The organism is Arthrobacter sp. BL-252-APC-1A, assembly GCF_009696625.1.
Lineage (GTDB): Bacteria > Actinomycetota > Actinomycetes > Actinomycetales > Micrococcaceae > Arthrobacter_B.
Genome location: NZ_VULS01000002.1, coordinates 69,677 through 86,376, shown reverse-complemented (window position 1 = coordinate 86,376; position 16,700 = coordinate 69,677). Strand labels below are relative to the sequence as shown.

Below are 16,700 nucleotides of genomic sequence, written 5' to 3'. Positions count from 1 at the left end.
GCCTATGGCTTACGACATTCAGATCTGTATCGACTGCGAAGACGCCCACACCCAGGCCGACTGGTGGGCCGAAACCCTCGGCTGGCCGGTCGAGGAAACAGACCAGGCCTTTATCGACGAAATGCTCGACAAGGGTTACGCCTCACCCGATGAGGTGATCGAGCACAACGGCGTGCGGATGTGGAGCGCGGGCTCAGCGGTCCTGCAGCCGGTCCCGGCCGGCTCGCCCGTCGCTCCCCTGCGCATCCTGTTCCAGCCCGTTCCCGAACCCAAGACCGTCAAGGACCGGATCCATCTGGACATCCGCCTCTCCGGGGACGACATCAACGCAACCCGCGCCGCGTTGGAAGCCCGTGGGGCAAAATTCCTCTGGGAAGCCAGCCAGGGTCCGCATCTCTGGTACACGATGGCCGACCCGGAAGGCAACGAATTCTGCATCAGCTAAACGGGTTCGCGGTCCGCAGCTACTGCTGCAGCAACTCCACCGGGACGGCGTAGGTGAGCAGCACCGCCAGCAGGTTCTTCGCTGCGTGCACGGCGTAGGAGAGCATGAAGTTATTCCCTGCCCAGACGTAGACCCCGACCAGCACCGCGCCCATGGCCAGGTATGGGGCCAGGACCGGGAGGGAGAAATCGGCTTCCTGCAGCACATGGATGCCCGCGAAGAGCAGCAGCGAAAGCAGCGCGCAGATCCAGATGTTCCAGTGCCGCGAGAGTTTTCCGATGAGCAGGTGGCGGAAGATGTACTCCTCCACAAACGGGGCAAGCACCACGAACAGCGGAACCACCAGCCACGGGGACACCGAGGTCATCAAATCCTGGGCCGCTGCCTGGTTTACGGACGTCTGCGGCGGGCCGGTGATGAGCACCAGGACCATGGTCGCAACCAGCATGGCAATCACGGAAAGCGGAATCACGCCCAGGGTCAGCCAGGGACGCGTCAGCAGGATCCGGGTTTCCCGCACTACGTAGGCACGCGCCGCAACCAACGCCAGCAGCCCCGCGATCAGGTAGAACGTGAAGTTTACGGCGTACGACGCCAGCACCGGGTCCTGGATCACCGTCATCACGGCCAGCGCCACGGGCGTGAGGCTGAGCAGCGCCAGCGCCCCCACATAGAACGCCAGGGCGGCACCATCCGCCCGGGTGAACCGGTAGGTCAGTGGTGGTTCCTGCAGGACAGCGCGGCGTCGATCTGCGGGTCGGGCCGGGGAGTCAGGGGTTGCCATCAATCAACAGTATCGGCAGGCGCCCCCGCGGGCATCACATGCTCAGTTCCGTCATCACCGCAGGCATGGCTTCGAGGAGTTCGCTGGCCAGGAAGCTGAGCGGGCCCTTCGCTGAGGACAACCGGTCTCCTGCCGTGGAGTGAAGATACGTCCCCCAGCAGGGCAGCCTGCCCGGGGGACGCTCCGCGGGCGAGGAACCCTGCCACGGCTCCGGCCAGGACATCCCCGCTGCCCGACGTCGCCAGCCCGGGATTGCCGGCCGGAATCTCCCAGGCGCGGCCGTCCGGCGCGGTGACCCGGCCCCTGCTGGTCACCACTGCGCCGTAGCGGCGTGCGATGTCCCGGGCCGCGGCCTCGGCGTCGTCAACGCTTTCCTTCCCAAGCAGCCGCGCCGTCTCTGCCTTGTTCGGCGTCAGCACAAGCCGGCCGGCGAGGCGGTCATGCAGTTCCGGAAGGCCGGGCAGCACGCCCAGCGCGTAGGCGTCGAGGATCACGGACGCGCCGTCGGCGATCCCGGGAACGACGCCGCGCAGCAGGTCGGCAGTGTCCTCGGCGTTGTCCAGTCCCGGACCCACCACAACGACGTCGGCGCTGGGCAGGTCCGCCCCCAGGGCAGCCGCTGCCGCAAGGCCGTTGATCCTGCCCCCGTTTTCCGGCAGACCTGCGGTGCCGCACTCCGGAAGGGCCACGGCGGATGCGACGGCGGCCGACTCCGCCACCGCAAGCATCAGGCGTCCGGCACCGGCCCGCAAGGCGGTCCGCCCGGCCAGGATCGCTGCGCCGGGAGTCCGCCGGGCGCCTCCAATCACCAGGACAGTCCCGCGGTCGTCCTTGCCTTCTGCGTCCCGTGACACCGGCCACCCGCGCAGCAGGGCAGGCGTCACGAGCTCAGCGCGGATGGACATTCTCATCTCCTGCGTGTTCGGTGACCGGCGCGCCGCCACGTGCCAGGTGATCCACGCTGTTAAACGCCGCGAGATCCCAAAAGCCTGTGCCGGCGGGCCGGAGGAGCCGCGTGACCGAACCGTTGCGGACGCTGTTCGCCGCCGCAATGTCCAGCAGGTCAGCTTCCAGCAGGCCTTCGCAGACATAGCGCAGCAGCATGATCACCGCGTCATGGCAGATCACCGCCACGCTCCTGCCGTCCTCGGCGTCGTCAAGGTCCCTGAGCAGCGAGCGCAGCCGCAGCGCGACGTCGGCCCAGGATTCCCCGCCCGGCGGCCGGTAGGCGAACTTTCCCAGCCACTGTTTCCGCCGTGCTTCCTCCGGATAGCGGGCCTGGACCCCGCGGGAGGTGAGCATATCCAGGATGCCGAGTTCACGGTCCCGCAGCCGCTCATCCACGCGGAAGGGAGTGAGGCCGGCCAGCTCTGCTGTCTGCCGCGCCCGCAGATACGGCGAGCACCAGACCGAGTCGGGACGTTCCTCCGGCGGCAGGCCGCCAAGCCATGTTCCCAGCGCCGCGGCCTGGGCTTCCCCGCCCGCGCTGAGCGGCACATCGGGGTCCCGCAGCCCGACGTCGACGACCTCCGCCCCGGTGCGCTGGGCGTGCGTCGCGGCGACGTTGCCGGCACTCTCGCCGTGGCGGATGAGGATCAGCTCTGTTGCTCCCATCCGTTGACTCTACTCAGCCGGCCTGGCCTGCCAAGGGCTCAGGCAGGTCACCTCGCCCGGCACCCGTATTTCCTCCGTTTCTCCGCCCGCCCGTCCCAGCAGTTATGATCGGGACCGAACTCAACGGAATAGGAATCAGCGGCGTGAGTACGAAGAGAGGCACCGGAAGTCTGGATACGCGGGAAAAGATTCTCAATGTTAGCGTCGAGTTATTCATGGAGAATGGCTACCCCGGCACTCCGCTGAGCTTAATCGCCTCAAAACTGGGATTCTCAAAGGCTGCCCTATATTACCATTTCAAGAACAAGGATGACATTCTCAACGGGATCCTCAATCCACTGCTGGATAGGATTGATGCCCTCCTGGAAGAAGCTCCGCAGCGGTTTACGGATGCCGAGTCGCGGTGGAAATTCCTGGTCACCTATTCGGACCTCATGCTGTCCGATCCACGTGCCGTTTCCGTCCTCGCCATTGGGGGAAGCCAGGTATGGCTGCCCGAGAGCATCTACAACCGTATTGAGCGCCACCGGGTAAGGACGATTGAACTCACCATGCTCCCCGGCATGAGCGATGAAGAGAAGGTCCGTTCAATTCTCCTCATGGACATGATGCACCGCGAGACCGTTTTTGATAAGCGCCGCTTCGTCATCGACGGAATGACTCCGGAACGCCGCCGGGAGATTGTTTACAGCTTCATCAAGAAATCATTCGAAGACTGATTTTCGATTCAATACCGCCACTGGGACCCATACTGCCCAACTAGTTGGCTCCGACCCTGCCGTTTCTCTGCGCAGGCAATCATTCCTCGACGGACCGTCATCGGCGAGAGCCCGCATCCCCTGCCTTTCCGCCGTCTCTAACCGGCTCATCGGCGCACTCCACAGGCCGTTCATGCTGCGTATCGCCGCCCACCAGATTGGCTATTGACGGCTTACCTGCCGGTAAGTAACCTCGGTCACACACTGCCGTCGCCGACGGCTGATGCCTATCAACGACGAAAGGCAACGTGATGTACCTACGTACTTCCCCGGAGATCATGAACCTCCGTGAGGAGCTCCGTGCATACTTCGCGAACCTCCTCACGGACGAGGTTCGGGCGGGACTGCGCGAAGAGGGTGAAGCTGGAGGGCCCGTCCTCGCTGCGGTCCAGGCCCAGATGGGCAGCGACGGATGGCTCGGAATCGGCTGGCCCGTCGAATACGGCGGGCAGGGCCTCGGTCCGGACGCACAGTTTGTTTTCTATGACGAGGCCTACCGCGCCGACGCTCCTATCCCGATGATCACCATGACCACGGTGGGTCCGACCCTCATGAGTCATGGAACCCAGGAACAAAAGGACTACTTCCTGCCAAAGATCCTGGCCGGGGAGTGCATTTTCTCGATCGGCTACACGGAACCCGAAGCCGGCACCGATCTGGCGTCCCTCACCACCCGTGCCGTGCGCGACGGCGAGGGGTACGTCATCAACGGCAGCAAGGTATTCACCTCCGGCGGTGACGGCGCGGATTGGATTTGGCTGGCTGCTCGTACCGACCCGGACGCACCCAAGCACAAGGGCATCTCCCTTATCCTGGTTCCCACATCGGCGCCCGGTTTCTCCGCTACCCCCATCCATACCGTAGGCGGCTTCAGCACGACCGCCACGTATTACGACGACGTCCGCGTTCCTCTCACCAACGTGGTCGGAAACGAAAACGAGGGGTGGCAGCTGATCACCACCCAGCTCAACCACGAACGGGTGGGGCTGGCGGCGTTCAGCGGCATCTGCGAGGGACTGCTTGACGACGTGCGCGAGTGGGTCGGCAGCCAGCAGACTGCGGCAGGCGGGCAGCTGGCAGCCGAACCGTGGGTGCGTCACCTGATCGCGACCTCGACCGCGCGGCTGCGTGCCATGCGGCTCATGAACTGGCAGCTCGTGGAAACCACGGCGCGAGGCGATCTCGATCCGGGCTCGGCGTCCGCGGCCAAGGTATTCGCCACCGAAACGGTCATCGATGTCTACCGTTCCCTGCTTGAAGTAGTCGGTGCGGGAGCCTCCCGCATTACCGATGCGCCCTGGCGGTTCGACACCGGACGGCTGGCTCTCATGAATCTGGGCGCCCAAATCAATACTTTCGGCGGCGGCGTCGCAGAAATCCAGCGCGAGATTGTCGCCTGGACCACCCTCGGCATGGCAAGGAAGGCACGATGAGCACCGTAAGCATCCACAGTGGCCTGCAGGCCCCCAGCATGGAATTCACCCCGGGTGAGGATGAGCAGGCGGTTGCTGACCTTGCCGCACAGATCTTTTCGCACCTGAGCAGCGATGAACGGCATGTAGCCTCAGTGAAAGCAGGAGAACCTTTCGACGAGGCCCTCTGGGACCAGACCGTCGAAGCCGGCCTGCTCGAAGCGGTGCTTCCCGCCGATGAGGACGAGCCCGGACTGGGCATGGTCGGACTGACCCTCATCGCCCGTGAACAGGGGCGGCGGCTGGCCCGGATCCCCTACGTCAGCACTGCCGTCACTGCGCTTGCACTGGCTGAATTCGGCGACAGCCGCGGTGTCTACGGAGCGATCAGTGAAGGAACCGCCCGGGTGGGCGTACTCCTTCCGGAAACACGCAGGAGGATCAACGGACAGCGGACCTCCGGCGGCTGGGTCCTGAACGGAACCATCGACTTTGGTTATCTGGTTCCAAGTGCGACCCACTTCCTGGTCCAGTTCCACACCGGCGACGGCGATTTGATGGCACTGGTCGAGGCAGAACGGGCCGGGCTGGGCGTCGATGCCTTCACAGGGATCAGCGGGCAGCAGCATGCATCAGTTGTCTGTTCAGACGTGCTGGTCACCGATACAGATCTCGTTGGCGCGGACCGTCCCGCCGGCGAAGTCGCCGCCTGGGTCCGGCCGCGCCTGCTCACCGCGGCAGCCGCCATCATCGCCGGCGCCTGCGATGAAGCGGTTCGACGTACCGCGTTGTACACCTCCGAACGCGAGCAGTTCGGCCGCCCAATCTCCACCAATCAGGGTGTGGCGATGCGAGCTGCCGATGCCCATATAGATTCTGTGGTGATCTGGCTGACCACCATCGACGCTGCCTGGCAGCTGGACAACGGCGGCGACGGTGAAGCGGCGGCTTTCACGGCCTCCTGGTGTGCCCGCGAAGGCGGCTTCCGCGTAGTCCATGCCACCCAGCACCTGCACGGGGGCATGGGTGCTGACCTGGACAACCATATTCACCGCTTCTTCGTCTGGGTTCGCGAGCTCGATGTTCTCTGGGGCTCTGCCGGGCAGGTCGCAGAGGAACTCGCAGACGTAGTGCTTCCGCTTCAGGGAGTCCAGGCATGACCGCCGCGGCCGGCACCGGGCGGGCAGCCGGACGGGGCGTTGGCGCGATCCTGTCGGTTCTCGTATTTGCTGAGATAGTTGCCGCCTTCGAGACTTCCATGGCCGTTCAGCTGCTCTACGCTCCGGGCGACTTCTTCACCTCCGACCTGTCACAGCTGGTGTGGGTCATCACTGCATACTCGCTGGTTGCTGCCATGGCTACAGGGTTCGTCGGCCGACTGGGCGACCAGTTCGGGCGCCGCAAGGTCCTGGTGGTCATCCTGTTGCTGTCGGCCATAGGTTCAGTCATCAGTGCCTTGGCCCCGTCGTTCGCGGTACTTGTTGCCGGACGGGCACTGCAGGGTGTCTCCGGTGCGGTGCTGCCGCTGGCCATCGGCGTCGTGCGCGCCACCTTCCCGCAGGCCAAGATCAGTATGGGGATCGCCGTTGTCAGTACCTCGGCCCTGCTGGCCGGAGCGGCCGGCATGCTGGGCGGCGGCCTGTTCCTGGACTACGCAACCTGGCACTACATCTTCTGGACCGCAGCAGTGGCAGCGACAGTTGCCGCCGCCCTGGTGCACTTTGGGGTGGCCAGGGAACCGCGCGATACCCTGGCCGCCGCGGGACGGATCGATTACTTCGGTGGTCTGCTCTTTGGCGCCGCCATCGCCTCCGTGCTCTACGGGCTAACCCTCAGCAAGGATCGTGGCTGGACTGACGTTGCCGTCCTCGCCTTTGTGGTGGGCGGCCTGGCCATCCTGGCGCTCTGGATTAAGTGGGAGCTGCGCACGGAGGAACCCATGGTCAATGTCAGGATGTTCCGGGAACGGAAGTTCGCCCTGGGCATGCTGGCAACTGCGCTGATCGCCATCGGCCCCATCGGCACCATGAATATCCTGACGGTGACGATTTACCGCAATCCCAGCAGCTACCTCACAGCCGACGGCACCGTGATGGCTTTGCCGGTCGGGCTGGGGCTGAGCGCAACCATGACCGGCCTGCTGGGGTTCATTACCGCCGCAGCCGCGTTCTGCATTTCTCCGTTGATCGGCAGGATTTCCGCCCGCTTCGGCGCCCGCGTAGGACTGATGATCGGTTCACTGCTGACCATTGCCGGGCTGCTGATCGTCTGTATTGCACCCGGAGATCTCGCCACCGTCATCACGGGCCTCGTGGTGGTGGTCCTGGGGACCGGGTTCCTCTACTCCGGGATGCCGACAGTCATCGTCGAGTGTGTGCTTCCCGAACAGACCAGCACCGCCACCGCCATCAATGCCGTGGTCCGCACCGCCTTCCAGGCGGTCTCCGCCTCGATAGTCGGGCTGATGCTCGCGTTCTCGCCTGTTGTCGCAGGCGAGAACGCTTTCGTCTCGGAGTCGGGATTCTATCTCTCAGTGGGTGCGCTCATCGTCACCTGCATCTTGACCATCATCGTTGTCTTCTTCATTCCACCGACGAGGGTCCCGAATACGCAGGGATCCAAAGCCCAGGCCGCCAGCCTCACCCTCAAGGATTGATTATGAATACCACCACCGAAACGACAAGACTACAAACTACCAGAGACCTGCTGGACCTCCGAGCCGATGACCACCGTCCCGGCCTGCTCTTCGAAGGCCGTATCTGGACGTGGGCCGAGGTTGTGGCTGAATGCCGGATCCGTGCGAACCTCTTGCTCGCCCTTCATGAAGAGGGCCGCCCCTTCCACGTAGGCGTCATGCTGGAAAACGACCCGGAGTACATTTTCGCGATCGGCGCTGCCGCCTACGCCGGAGCAGCCGTGGTAGGGATTAACCTCACCCGGCGCGGGGAAGAGCTGGCCCGGGACATCAGGTACACGGACTGCGAAATCCTGATCACCAACGCAGAGCTGGAGGCCTATTTCAATGGAGTGCCCTCAGGCGTAGAAGAATGCAAGACCCTGCGCATCGCCACGCCCCAGTACGCCGAACAGCTGGCGGAATACCGCAGGTTCCCGGCACCCGACGTCGAAGCCGCCGGGGATCCCCGCACGATCCTGCTTCTGCTCTTCACCTCCGGTTCCACCGGAGATCCGAAAGCTGTTATATGCACCACCGGCCGGCTGTACCGCACAGCAGCCTTCCGCCATATGGGGTTGGGAAGCGACGACGTCAGCTACAACTCGATGCCCCTGTTTCACGGCAACGGGATCTTTGCCTGCTGGGCGAATCCCCTGTACACCGGCGGAGCCTTCGCCTTGGCCCGCAAGTTCTCGGCTTCCGGCTTCCTGCCGGATGTGATGCGGTACAAGGCAACGTACTTCAACTATGTCGGGCGCTCCCTGTCCTATCTCCTGGCCCAGCCCGAAAAACCCCAGGAACGGCAGACCAAGCTGGAGTCCTGTTTCGGTACCGAAGCCTCGGAACTCGACATGGTCGAGTTCGCACGCCGGTTCGGCATCTGGCCTACCGAAAACTACGGGGCCAGCGAGGGCGGACTGACGCTGCGGCGCACACCGGAAACGCCGGCGGGATCCCTTGGCCTGCCGCCCGAAGGAATGGACGCTGCGGTAGTGGATCCGCAGACCATGACGGAATGCCCTCGAGCTGTCCTGTCCGATACCGGACGGATACTGAACGCAGAGGAAGCAATCGGCGAACTGGTGAACCTCACCGGCGCCCCGCTGTTTGAGGGCTACTACAAGAATCCGGAAGCGGTCGCCGAGCGAATCCGCGGGAACGCGTTCCTGACCGGCGATTTGGCGTACCGCGATGAGAAGGGGTTCTTCTATTTTGCCGGCCGCACCTCCGACAAACTGCGCGTGGATAGTGAAAACTTCTCTGCCGCCCCGGTGGAACGGGTGCTCTCCCGCTACCCGGGAGTCATGCTCGCCGCGGTCTACCCGGTTCCCGATGCGCGCACCGGGGACCAGGTCATGGCCACACTCCAGATGGAGGACCCCGACGGCTTCGATCCGGCCTCCTTTGCAGCCTTCCTCGAAGCGCAGCCGGACCTTGGCACCAAGTGGGCACCGCGTTTCCTCAGCGTCGTCAAGGAAGTACCCGTGACCGCCACACAGAAGATCAGCAAGCCGACCCTGCGCAAGAGCGCCTGGTTGGTAAATGAGACGGTTTACCACCGTCCCGGGCGCGGCATCACTTTCGAGCGCCTGGACCAACAAGCCATGGAGGAGCTGGAGGCGTTGTTTGAACAAAACGGCCGCGCCCACCTCCTGCCTCTGCGACCAGCCAGCAGCAACACCAAGGAGAAGGAGACGGTATGAGTATCGACCCGGCCACAAGCATCGGTGAGATTATCACCGATGCCCGCGAGAGAGTGTCCGTCGCGCGGGACGAGGTCAACCGGCCGATGATCCATCATTTGTGTGACGCCGTCGGCGAGCGGAACCCAGCCTATCTGGACCCCGAGGCGGCCCGTGCCGCCGGCCACCCCGGAGTGGTGGCTCCGCCGTCTGCACTGCAGGTGTGGAACATGATCAACCCCTCGGACCCGGTCATCGAAAGCGACGTGGACCGGGCCTACGCAGAACTGGCTGAGGCGGGTTACCCGAAGGTCGTCGCTGTGAACTGCGACCAGGAATACGACCGTTACCTGGTTCCGGGGGACATCCTCACGGCTGCCGAGAAGGTGGAGTCACTCGTTGGTCCCAAGCAAACGGGCCTGGGCGAGGGCTACTTCATCACCACTCTCACTACCTACACCGACCAGAAGGGTGAACGGGTGGGCACCATGCGATTCCGCACCCTTTGGTACAACCCAGCAAAGAGGAGCTCCAATGACTGAAACCCTTCCAGAGGCGCAAACACCTGTGAAGCAGGCGCTGCGCCCCCGCCCGGCCATCAACCTGGACAACGCTTTCTTCTTCGAATCCCTTACCGAACGCGGTGAGCTTTCCATCCAGCAGTGCTCGGACTGCGAGGAGCTGCGTCATCCGCCCGTGCCCATGTGCCCGCAGTGCCACTCACTGCATTGGGCACCAAAGGCCATGTCCGGGCGCGGGAGCGTTCACAGCTACGTGGTCCTGCACCATCCAATCGTGCCGCCGTTCGAGGCAGGCTATATAGTCGCGGTCATCCAACTTGAAGAGGGCCCGCGCGTAGTCATGAACTTGGAGGGCGTCGAACGTGAAACGGTGCAGATCGGTATGCCTGTCACCGTTTCTGCCGAGCGTATGGACGAAGGCCTTGTCCTGCCGGTAGCGCACGCAGGGGGCCGGGCATGAAATCCCAGGAAACCTTACTGCCCCGGACCCCGCACGGCAGCTGGCCGGAGACCATCGCCGTCGGGGACGCCCTGCCTGAACTCAGGATTCCCATCACGGCTACCCTCATCGTCACGGGAGCCATCGCCACCCGCGACTTCCAGAAGGTCCACCATGACAAGGACGTTGCGGTGGCTGCCGGCACCAAGGACGTTTTCATGAACATCCTCACCACCAATGCCCTGGTTAACCGCTATGTCGGGGAATGGGCCCCCGCGGCGCACGTCAAGCGCATCAACATCCGCCTCGGTGCCACCAACTTTCCCGGTGACGAAATGGTTTTCTCGGGTTCTGTCGAATCGGTACTCGACGGACAGATCCGGGTCTTGGCTACCGGCACCAACTCACTGGGTACGCACGTCACCGCCAGCATCGACCTGGCCTTCCCCACCCGAAAGGAAACGGCATGAGCAACCTGCTGGACAAGGCCGTCATCGTAGGCATCGGCGCCACCGAATTCTCCAAGAACTCCGGACGCTCCGAGCTCCAGCTCGCCCAGGAGGCGGCGCTCGCCGCGTGCCGGGACGCCGGGGTCAACCCGCACGACGTCGACGGCATGGTGACCTATTCCATGGACACCAATCCGGCCATCGAAGTCGCCCGCGGCCTCGGATGCAAGGAACTGAACTTCTTCAGCCATGTGGACTACGGCGGCGGTGCTGCCGCCGGAACCATACTCCATGCAGCCATGGCGGTTGCCACCGGCGTGGCCAAGACAGTGGTTTGCTACCGGGCTTTCAACGAGCGTTCCGGTGCCCGGTTCGGGACGGCGATGAACGTGGACGGGTGGGCTCCCGATGCCCGCGCCGCAGCCTACTCCTGGACACTTCCTTTCGGCCTGATGACTCCGGCTTCCTGGGTGGGTATGTTCGCCCAGCGCTACATGCACCTCAGCGGTGCCACCAGTGAAGACTTCGGCCGGGTGGCGGTAGCTGACCGCAAACATGCCGCGACCAACCCCAAAGCCTGGTTCTACGGCAAGCCGATCACCTTGGCGGAGCACCAGGCTTCACGCTGGATCGCCGAACCGCTGCACCTGCTTGATTGCTGCCAGGAATCAGACGGCGGCCAGGCCTTTGTCATTACCACCCCGGAGCGGGCACGGGACCTCCCGGGAGCGGCCGTGACGATTCGGTCCGCAGCCCAGGGCGCGGCCTACGACCAGCACAGCATGGTCAGCTATTACCGGGCCGACGGAGACCGCGCACTTCCGGAAATGGGCAATGTGGCCCGCCAGCTCTGGAACGACACCGGCCTGCGTCCGGAGGACATCGATACCGCTGTCCTCTACGATCATTTCACTCCGTTCGTCCTGGCCCAACTGGAAGAGTTCGGATTCTGCGGGCGTGGTGAGGCAAAGGAATTCATCAAGGACGGTGCCATTGAGCTAGGCGGGCGCCTGCCGATCAACCCCCACGGCGGCCAGCTGGGCGAAGCCTACATTCACGGCATGAACGGTATCGCTGAGGGGGTTCGGCAGGTTCGTGGAACGGCCGTGAACCAGGTTCCGGACGCCCGGAATGTCCTCGTTACCGCCGGCACCGGTGTTCCGACGAGTGCGCTCATCCTCGGAAATGACCAGTAAGGCGGCGTGGCCCGCTGCAGAAGCCGGCCACGCGGATCCCACTCAGAGCAGGCAAAACCTGCTCTCCGCCGTCGAGCACACCCGTTCGCTGCTGGACGCCATGGTGCGGCTCAAGGAGGACACATCTGCCGCAGCGGAGCTGGCCAAGCGGCTCGAGTCGGTGCTGGAGCTGCTGGCAGAGCATGTCCAGCCAGTCGAGGTGATGGTCAGGGAAGACCCGCCGGGCCGGACGGCCGAGGGCAGGGAGAACTACCGGGACCGTTCTCCGGTTTCCGGAATCCTGAACCCGATTGCGCCCCCGGTCCAGCTCACCATGGGCGCGGACAACAGTGCTCGCACGACGACGACTCTCGGGCTGCCCTATCAGGGCCCGCCGGGACGCGTCCACGGCGGGTTCGTGGCCACATTGCTCGACCACATTATGGGCTACGCGGCCGGAACCCTCGGTATCTGGGTCTTCACCCGCTCCCTAACCGTCGAATACGACCATGCAGTTCCACTCTTCGAACCCCTGGATGTCAGGGCACGGATTGAGGAGGTCGATGGCCGCAAGGTCTGGGTGACCGGCGACATCCGTGTTGACGGATCCGTCGTGGCACGCGCCCGGGGATTGTGGCTGCCCCCGCGCGCCGCCGAACCCGGTTAGGGCGGATCGACCTCGCGAGCTGGCCCGCCTTGCGGTTTACCTACGAGCACCACAAGAAAGAAAAGAGCCAAAAATGAGAATCGCAGTACTGATCAAGCAGGTGCCGGACACCGAAACGGAACGCCACCTGACTGCGGACGGAAGAGCTGACCGGGACGCTGCAGACCGGGTGACTGATGAAATCACCGAACGCGCTTTGGAGACGGCGCTGAAGGAGAAGGACGCCGACAAGGGGGTTGAAATCACGGTCGTCACGATGGGTCCGGGCACAGCCGCAGAAGCGCTGCGCAAAGCCCTGTCCATGGGCGCGGACCACGCCGTGCACGTGCGGGACGATTTGTTGGCGGGGGCTGACGCACTGGCCACGGCACGTGTCCTGGCTGCCGCCGTTCAGAAGACCGGTGCAGACCTGGTGATTGCCGGGAACGAATCCACCGACGGGCGCGGCGGCGTGGTGCCCGCTATGATCGCGGAAATTCTGGACCTTCCCTTCCTGGGTTCCCTCGACTCCGTGGAACTCACGGGGACTGACGTACGCGGGGTGCGCTCGGACGCTGAGGGCACCACCGTACTTCGGGGTTCCCTCCCTGCGGTGGTCTCGGTGACCGAAGCCGTCGGCGAGGCACGCTTCCCGAAGTTCAAGTCCATCCTGGCTGCGAAGCGCAAGACAATTGCCGTGCATGATGCGTCGAACCTGGGATTTGCCGGCGTGGACCACCCGGCCGGGAACCGCGTCCTGGCGGTCTCCAAGCGACCGGCCCGGAGCGCCGGAACCAAGACTATTGACGACGGCCACGCGGTGGCAGAGCTTGCCGCATACCTTGCCGCCGAAAAACTGATCTAAGGAAGTCAGGACATGACCAACATTCTGGTGAATATCGAGCTTAACGACGACGGCGCACCGCATCAGCGGTGTGCCCACCTGCTGGCAGCGGCGGCGAACCTGGGGACCTGTGTGGCAGTCGTTGCGGCAGCCCCTGGCCAAGCCGGGGCTCTTGCCTCCCGGCTCGGTGACCTGGGAGCTGCGAAGGTCTTCGTTGCCGAAACCGCGGACGCCGCAGCCCATGTGGCAGCCGGTTCAGTGGCTGCGCTCGCTGCGGCCATGCAGGACTACGCCCCGGCTGCGGTCCTTGCCTCCAACAGCGCGGTGGCCCGCGAAGTCATTGGGCGGCTGGCCGTGCGAACGAACAGCGCAGTCGTCCTCGAAGCGCAGGAGCTTTTCCTGCGTTCGGGACAACTCGTCGCTTCCCATTCGGTTTTCGGCGGAACGTACGTCACTGAGTCAACGGTCGGCACCGGCACAGCCCTCGTTACGGTGGGTTCCACAGGCTCGGAACCTCCGGCTGCCGTCGCGGATCCCGACTGCCAGGTCCGCGCAGTGGCAGTTCCCACCTCAGGAGCCGCCGTCGTCGAATCCCGCAGCCGGGCGGTCGCCGCGGCCGCCAGGCCGGAACTCCGTGCCGCGAGGATCGTCGTCTCCGGAGGCCGCGGCCTGGCGTCCAAGGACAACTTCGCGTTGCTGGAGGAACTGGCCGATGCCCTCGGTGCAGGCCTGGGCGCCTCGCGGGCAGCAGTTGATTCCGGTTACGTTCCGCAGAATCACCAGGTCGGCCAGACCGGGGTAAGTGTCTCACCGGACCTCTATATCGCGGTGGGCATCTCCGGCGCCATCCAGCATCTGGCCGGTATGCAGACCGCCAAGCGGATCGTGGCCATCAATAAGGACCCCGACGCGCCGATCTTCGATGTTGCCGATTTCGGGATCGTCGGAGACTTGTTCACCATCGTGCCGCAGCTCACCAACGCCATCACGGAACGCAGCAGCGTCACCGCTGGCAGCTAGGAAAGGCAGATACACATGTCGTTGTTGACCGGGGCCAAACAGGGAAGCAAACCCGGCCCATCAAAGTGGATCCGTGCCGCGCTGTGGATTGCTGTGGCAGTAGCGGCCGCGGCAGCCGTTGTACTGGTGGCCAAATGGGCCAGGAGCCTGGAGCCGGTGCAGGAGTTCCTGGCGGCCTACCCCGGTCACAGCGACCGGCCTGAGAACACTCCGGTGGGGCTGCCTGCCTGGGTCAACTGGCAGCACTTCCTGAACGCCTTCTTCATCGTGCTGATCATCCGCTCCGGCTGGCAGATTCGTGCCACCGCCCGCCCGAAGGCGTACTGGACCAGGAACAACACCGGACTGATCAGGACCAAAGCGAAGCCGGCGAAGATCAGCCTGGAACTCTGGTTTCATCTGTGCCTGGATGTGTTGTGGCTGCTCAACGGCCTGGTTTTCGTGGTGCTGCTGTTCATTAGCGGACATTGGATGCGCATCGTTCCCACGTCCTGGGACGTGTTCCCGAACGCTCTCAGTACCGCCTTGCAGTACGCCTCATTGGACTGGCCCACAGAGAACGGCTGGATCCATTACAACGCACTGCAGGTCCTGTCGTACTTCGCGGTCGTCTTCATCGCCGCGCCGCTGGCCGCCCTCACCGGGATGCGCATGAGTCCAATTTGGCCAAAGGGCAACTCCGCGCTGGAGCGTGCCTTCCCGATGGCTCTGGCCCGCAGGGTCCACTTTCCGGTGATGCTCTTCTTCGTGGCTTTCGTGGTGACACACGTGGTCCTGGTGCTCAGTACCGGTGCGTTGCGGAACCTGAACCATATGTTCGCGGCCCGGGACGACGGCGGATGGCTCGGCTTCGGCATCTTCGCCTTGTCCGTGGCGGTGACCGCGGGGGCGTGGCTGCTCGCCAAACCGGTCTTCCTGCGGCCTGTCGCCGGTTTGATGGGCAAGGTCTCCCGCTAGGCCCGGCCTGCCAAGGGTTCAGGCAGGGGACTGCAGGCGCTCGTCGGTTTTCCCGCCGTTGCGCACGGTGAAGGTCAGCAGCAGCGCCAGGGCCGCGAACACGGCCAGGAGTGTCAGTCCCACGAAGTAGCTGGCGTTCTCGGCGTCGTAGGTGGCTCCCATGACCAGCGGCGGAAAGTAGCCTCCCAGTCCCCCGGCGGCGGCGATGATGCCGCCCACCGTGCCAACGTCCTTCGGCGGCGCGGCCCGTCCCACCCAGGCGAAGACACCGCCGGTGCCCAGGCCCAGGAACAGTGCCATCAGCAGGAAGGCTGTCCCGTAGACCCGTTCCTGGCTGGGCTGGAACGCCACCACCATGGCCAGGACCACGGTCCCGGCGAAGGACGTCAGCGTGACGATCTTTGGCCCGGTCTTGTCCGCGATGGTCCCACCGATCGGCCGGGCGATCACCGCGGCCACCGCGAACCCTGCCGTGCGGGTTCCGGCCGCCGTCGCGTCATAGTCGTACACGTTCCCCAAATAGGTGGGCAGGTAGTTGGAGAAGGCGACGAACGCACCGAAGACCACGCCGTAGAGGAAGCACAGCTGCCAGGTGACCTTGAGCGTGAAGGCATGACGGATCTTGGGCAGGGTCGGTTCCGTGGGCCGGCTCCAGGCCGGTGATTCCCGCAGCACCAGCCAGCTGAGCACCGCCATGAGGGCCACGACGCCGGCGATGATGAGGTGGGCGTTGAAATACCCGACACCGCTGACCAGCCGCGGGGTGAAGAACGCCGAGACTGCGGTGCCGACCATGCCTGCACCGAAGACCCCGGTGGCAAAGCCCCTGCGGCTGCGGTCGTACCAGGCCGAGCAGAACGGGATCCCGATCGCGAACACCGTCCCGGCGATGCCGAGGAAAAACGCGACGACGACGATCAGGGCGTAGCTGCCGGTCTCGCCCGCGACGGCAGTCAGCAGGACCAGCGGCGCCGTTGTTCCCAGCACAAGCGTGAACATCCGCCGCCCGCCGTAGCGGTCGGTCCAGGCTCCGACCGGGATCCGGGCAATGGAGCCGACCAGGATGGGCATGGCCACCAAGATGGAGGCCTGGCTTGGGTTCAGGTCCATTGACTGGGTGTACCGGGCTGAAAGCGGGCCGATGATCGTCCACGCCCAAAATCCCACGGTCGAGGCGACGGTGGCCGTGATGAGATTGAGCAGCTGCCCGGATTTCAGGTCCGGCGCCGGGGGTGCAGATGGGGCGGATGCCATGGCGTTCCTCTCTGTTCAGGAAA

At 64.5% G+C, this 16,700-nt stretch carries 18 protein-coding genes; 14 read left to right on the top strand and 4 right to left on the bottom strand.

Annotated features, from left to right (window positions below):
- The first annotated feature begins 4 nt into the window (after positions 1–4).
- Entirely contained in the window at positions 5–445 is a 441-nt protein-coding gene (locus FYJ28_RS03120; protein ID WP_154578285.1) for a VOC family protein, read from the top strand.
- A 19-nt stretch (positions 446–464) separates the two neighbouring features.
- On the opposite strand, the gene FYJ28_RS03115 is transcribed toward FYJ28_RS03120, so the two are convergent.
- From FYJ28_RS03115 to FYJ28_RS03105, 3 genes are read right to left on the bottom strand one after another with little or no spacing between them, the layout of a single operon-like run.
- The gene (locus FYJ28_RS03115) at positions 465–1,229 is read right to left on the bottom strand and encodes a CPBP family intramembrane glutamic endopeptidase (protein ID WP_154578284.1); all 765 of its coding nucleotides are present in this window, start codon (positions 1,227–1,229) and stop codon (positions 465–467) included.
- Positions 1,229–2,134 (bottom strand): ADP-dependent NAD(P)H-hydrate dehydratase, encoded by a 906-nt coding sequence (locus FYJ28_RS03110; RefSeq protein WP_326831480.1) that lies wholly within the window; start codon positions 2,132–2,134, stop codon positions 1,229–1,231. The genes FYJ28_RS03115 and FYJ28_RS03110 overlap by 1 nt, the downstream gene beginning before the upstream one ends.
- Positions 2,118–2,843, bottom strand: coding sequence for a histidine phosphatase family protein (locus FYJ28_RS03105; protein WP_154578283.1), 726 nt, complete (start codon positions 2,841–2,843; stop codon positions 2,118–2,120). Before FYJ28_RS03105 ends, FYJ28_RS03110 begins: the two co-directional genes overlap by 17 nt.
- Before the next feature lie 143 nt (positions 2,844–2,986).
- On the opposite strand from FYJ28_RS03105, the gene FYJ28_RS03100 reads away from it, so the two are divergent.
- The 13 genes from FYJ28_RS03100 to FYJ28_RS03040 all read left to right on the top strand — a co-directional run bounded on the left by FYJ28_RS03100 (position 2,987) and on the right by FYJ28_RS03040 (position 15,423).
- Positions 2,987–3,562, top strand: coding sequence for a TetR/AcrR family transcriptional regulator (locus tag FYJ28_RS03100; protein ID WP_195840583.1), 576 nt, complete (start codon positions 2,987–2,989; stop codon positions 3,560–3,562).
- A 290-nt stretch (positions 3,563–3,852) separates the two neighbouring features.
- The gene (locus FYJ28_RS03095) at positions 3,853–5,034 is read left to right on the top strand and encodes an acyl-CoA dehydrogenase family protein (RefSeq protein ID WP_154578281.1); all 1,182 of its coding nucleotides are present in this window, start codon (positions 3,853–3,855) and stop codon (positions 5,032–5,034) included.
- Complete coding sequence (locus tag FYJ28_RS03090) at positions 5,031–6,173, top strand: acyl-CoA dehydrogenase family protein (protein ID WP_154578280.1); 1,143 nt, start codon at positions 5,031–5,033, stop codon at positions 6,171–6,173. Before FYJ28_RS03095 ends, FYJ28_RS03090 begins: the two co-directional genes overlap by 4 nt.
- Positions 6,170–7,669, top strand: a complete 1,500-nt coding sequence (locus FYJ28_RS03085; protein WP_154578279.1) for an MFS transporter — start codon at positions 6,170–6,172, stop codon at positions 7,667–7,669. The genes FYJ28_RS03090 and FYJ28_RS03085 overlap by 4 nt, the downstream gene beginning before the upstream one ends.
- A gap of 2 nt (positions 7,670–7,671) precedes the next feature.
- A complete protein-coding gene (locus FYJ28_RS03080) occupies positions 7,672–9,393 on the top strand; it encodes an AMP-binding protein (protein WP_154578278.1) in 1,722 nt (573 codons plus the stop codon).
- The gene (locus tag FYJ28_RS03075; RefSeq protein WP_154578277.1) at positions 9,390–9,914 is read left to right on the top strand and encodes an FAS1-like dehydratase domain-containing protein; all 525 of its coding nucleotides are present in this window, start codon (positions 9,390–9,392) and stop codon (positions 9,912–9,914) included. Before FYJ28_RS03080 ends, FYJ28_RS03075 begins: the two co-directional genes overlap by 4 nt.
- Positions 9,907–10,353, top strand: coding sequence for a Zn-ribbon domain-containing OB-fold protein (locus FYJ28_RS03070; RefSeq protein WP_154578276.1), 447 nt, complete (start codon positions 9,907–9,909; stop codon positions 10,351–10,353). The genes FYJ28_RS03075 and FYJ28_RS03070 overlap by 8 nt, the downstream gene beginning before the upstream one ends.
- Complete coding sequence (locus FYJ28_RS03065) at positions 10,350–10,802, top strand: MaoC/PaaZ C-terminal domain-containing protein (RefSeq protein WP_154578275.1); 453 nt, start codon at positions 10,350–10,352, stop codon at positions 10,800–10,802. The genes FYJ28_RS03070 and FYJ28_RS03065 overlap by 4 nt, the downstream gene beginning before the upstream one ends.
- The gene (locus FYJ28_RS03060) at positions 10,799–11,977 is read left to right on the top strand and encodes a lipid-transfer protein (RefSeq protein WP_154578274.1); all 1,179 of its coding nucleotides are present in this window, start codon (positions 10,799–10,801) and stop codon (positions 11,975–11,977) included. The genes FYJ28_RS03065 and FYJ28_RS03060 overlap by 4 nt, the downstream gene beginning before the upstream one ends.
- The gene (locus FYJ28_RS03055; protein ID WP_195840582.1) at positions 11,967–12,623 is read left to right on the top strand and encodes a PaaI family thioesterase; all 657 of its coding nucleotides are present in this window, start codon (positions 11,967–11,969) and stop codon (positions 12,621–12,623) included. Before FYJ28_RS03060 ends, FYJ28_RS03055 begins: the two co-directional genes overlap by 11 nt.
- A 73-nt stretch (positions 12,624–12,696) precedes the next feature.
- On the top strand, positions 12,697–13,467 hold the full coding sequence (locus FYJ28_RS03050) for an electron transfer flavoprotein subunit beta/FixA family protein (RefSeq protein WP_154578272.1): 771 nt from the start codon (positions 12,697–12,699) through the stop codon (positions 13,465–13,467).
- A 12-nt stretch (positions 13,468–13,479) separates the two neighbouring features.
- On the top strand, positions 13,480–14,466 hold the full coding sequence (locus tag FYJ28_RS17605; protein WP_154578271.1) for an electron transfer flavoprotein subunit alpha/FixB family protein: 987 nt from the start codon (positions 13,480–13,482) through the stop codon (positions 14,464–14,466).
- A 15-nt stretch (positions 14,467–14,481) separates the two neighbouring features.
- The gene (locus tag FYJ28_RS03040) at positions 14,482–15,423 is read left to right on the top strand and encodes a cytochrome b/b6 domain-containing protein (RefSeq protein ID WP_154578270.1); all 942 of its coding nucleotides are present in this window, start codon (positions 14,482–14,484) and stop codon (positions 15,421–15,423) included.
- 18 nt (positions 15,424–15,441) lie between these two features.
- Here the strand turns inward: FYJ28_RS03040 and FYJ28_RS03035 are convergent, their stop codons facing one another.
- Positions 15,442–16,677 (bottom strand): nitrate/nitrite transporter, encoded by a 1,236-nt coding sequence (locus FYJ28_RS03035; RefSeq protein ID WP_154578269.1) that lies wholly within the window; start codon positions 16,675–16,677, stop codon positions 15,442–15,444.
- Positions 16,678–16,700 lie beyond the last annotated feature (23 nt).

Bases quoted from the DNA above. Each gene is read 5' to 3' on its own strand.
- FYJ28_RS03105 (WP_154578283.1), bottom strand. From the start codon at position 2,843: ATGGGAGCAACAGAGCTGATCCTCATCCGCCACGGCGAGAGTGCCGGC.
- FYJ28_RS17605 (WP_154578271.1), top strand. From the start codon at position 13,480: ATGACCAACATTCTGGTGAATATCGAGCTTAACGACGACGGCGCACCG.
- FYJ28_RS03120 (WP_154578285.1), top strand. From the start codon at position 5: ATGGCTTACGACATTCAGATCTGTATCGACTGCGAAGACGCCCACACC.
- FYJ28_RS03060 (WP_154578274.1), top strand. From the start codon at position 10,799: ATGAGCAACCTGCTGGACAAGGCCGTCATCGTAGGCATCGGCGCCACC.
- FYJ28_RS03070 (WP_154578276.1), top strand. From the start codon at position 9,907: ATGACTGAAACCCTTCCAGAGGCGCAAACACCTGTGAAGCAGGCGCTG.
- FYJ28_RS03115 (WP_154578284.1), bottom strand. From the start codon at position 1,229: ATGGCAACCCCTGACTCCCCGGCCCGACCCGCAGATCGACGCCGCGCT.
- FYJ28_RS03040 (WP_154578270.1), top strand. From the start codon at position 14,482: ATGTCGTTGTTGACCGGGGCCAAACAGGGAAGCAAACCCGGCCCATCA.
- FYJ28_RS03055 (WP_195840582.1), top strand. From the start codon at position 11,967: ATGACCAGTAAGGCGGCGTGGCCCGCTGCAGAAGCCGGCCACGCGGAT.
- FYJ28_RS03085 (WP_154578279.1), top strand. From the start codon at position 6,170: ATGACCGCCGCGGCCGGCACCGGGCGGGCAGCCGGACGGGGCGTTGGC.
- FYJ28_RS03050 (WP_154578272.1), top strand. From the start codon at position 12,697: ATGAGAATCGCAGTACTGATCAAGCAGGTGCCGGACACCGAAACGGAA.
- FYJ28_RS03095 (WP_154578281.1), top strand. From the start codon at position 3,853: ATGTACCTACGTACTTCCCCGGAGATCATGAACCTCCGTGAGGAGCTC.
- FYJ28_RS03075 (WP_154578277.1), top strand. From the start codon at position 9,390: ATGAGTATCGACCCGGCCACAAGCATCGGTGAGATTATCACCGATGCC.
- FYJ28_RS03110 (WP_326831480.1), bottom strand. From the start codon at position 2,134: ATGTCCATCCGCGCTGAGCTCGTGACGCCTGCCCTGCTGCGCGGGTGG.
- FYJ28_RS03065 (WP_154578275.1), top strand. From the start codon at position 10,350: ATGAAATCCCAGGAAACCTTACTGCCCCGGACCCCGCACGGCAGCTGG.
- FYJ28_RS03035 (WP_154578269.1), bottom strand. From the start codon at position 16,677: ATGGCATCCGCCCCATCTGCACCCCCGGCGCCGGACCTGAAATCCGGG.
- FYJ28_RS03090 (WP_154578280.1), top strand. From the start codon at position 5,031: ATGAGCACCGTAAGCATCCACAGTGGCCTGCAGGCCCCCAGCATGGAA.
- FYJ28_RS03080 (WP_154578278.1), top strand. From the start codon at position 7,672: ATGAATACCACCACCGAAACGACAAGACTACAAACTACCAGAGACCTG.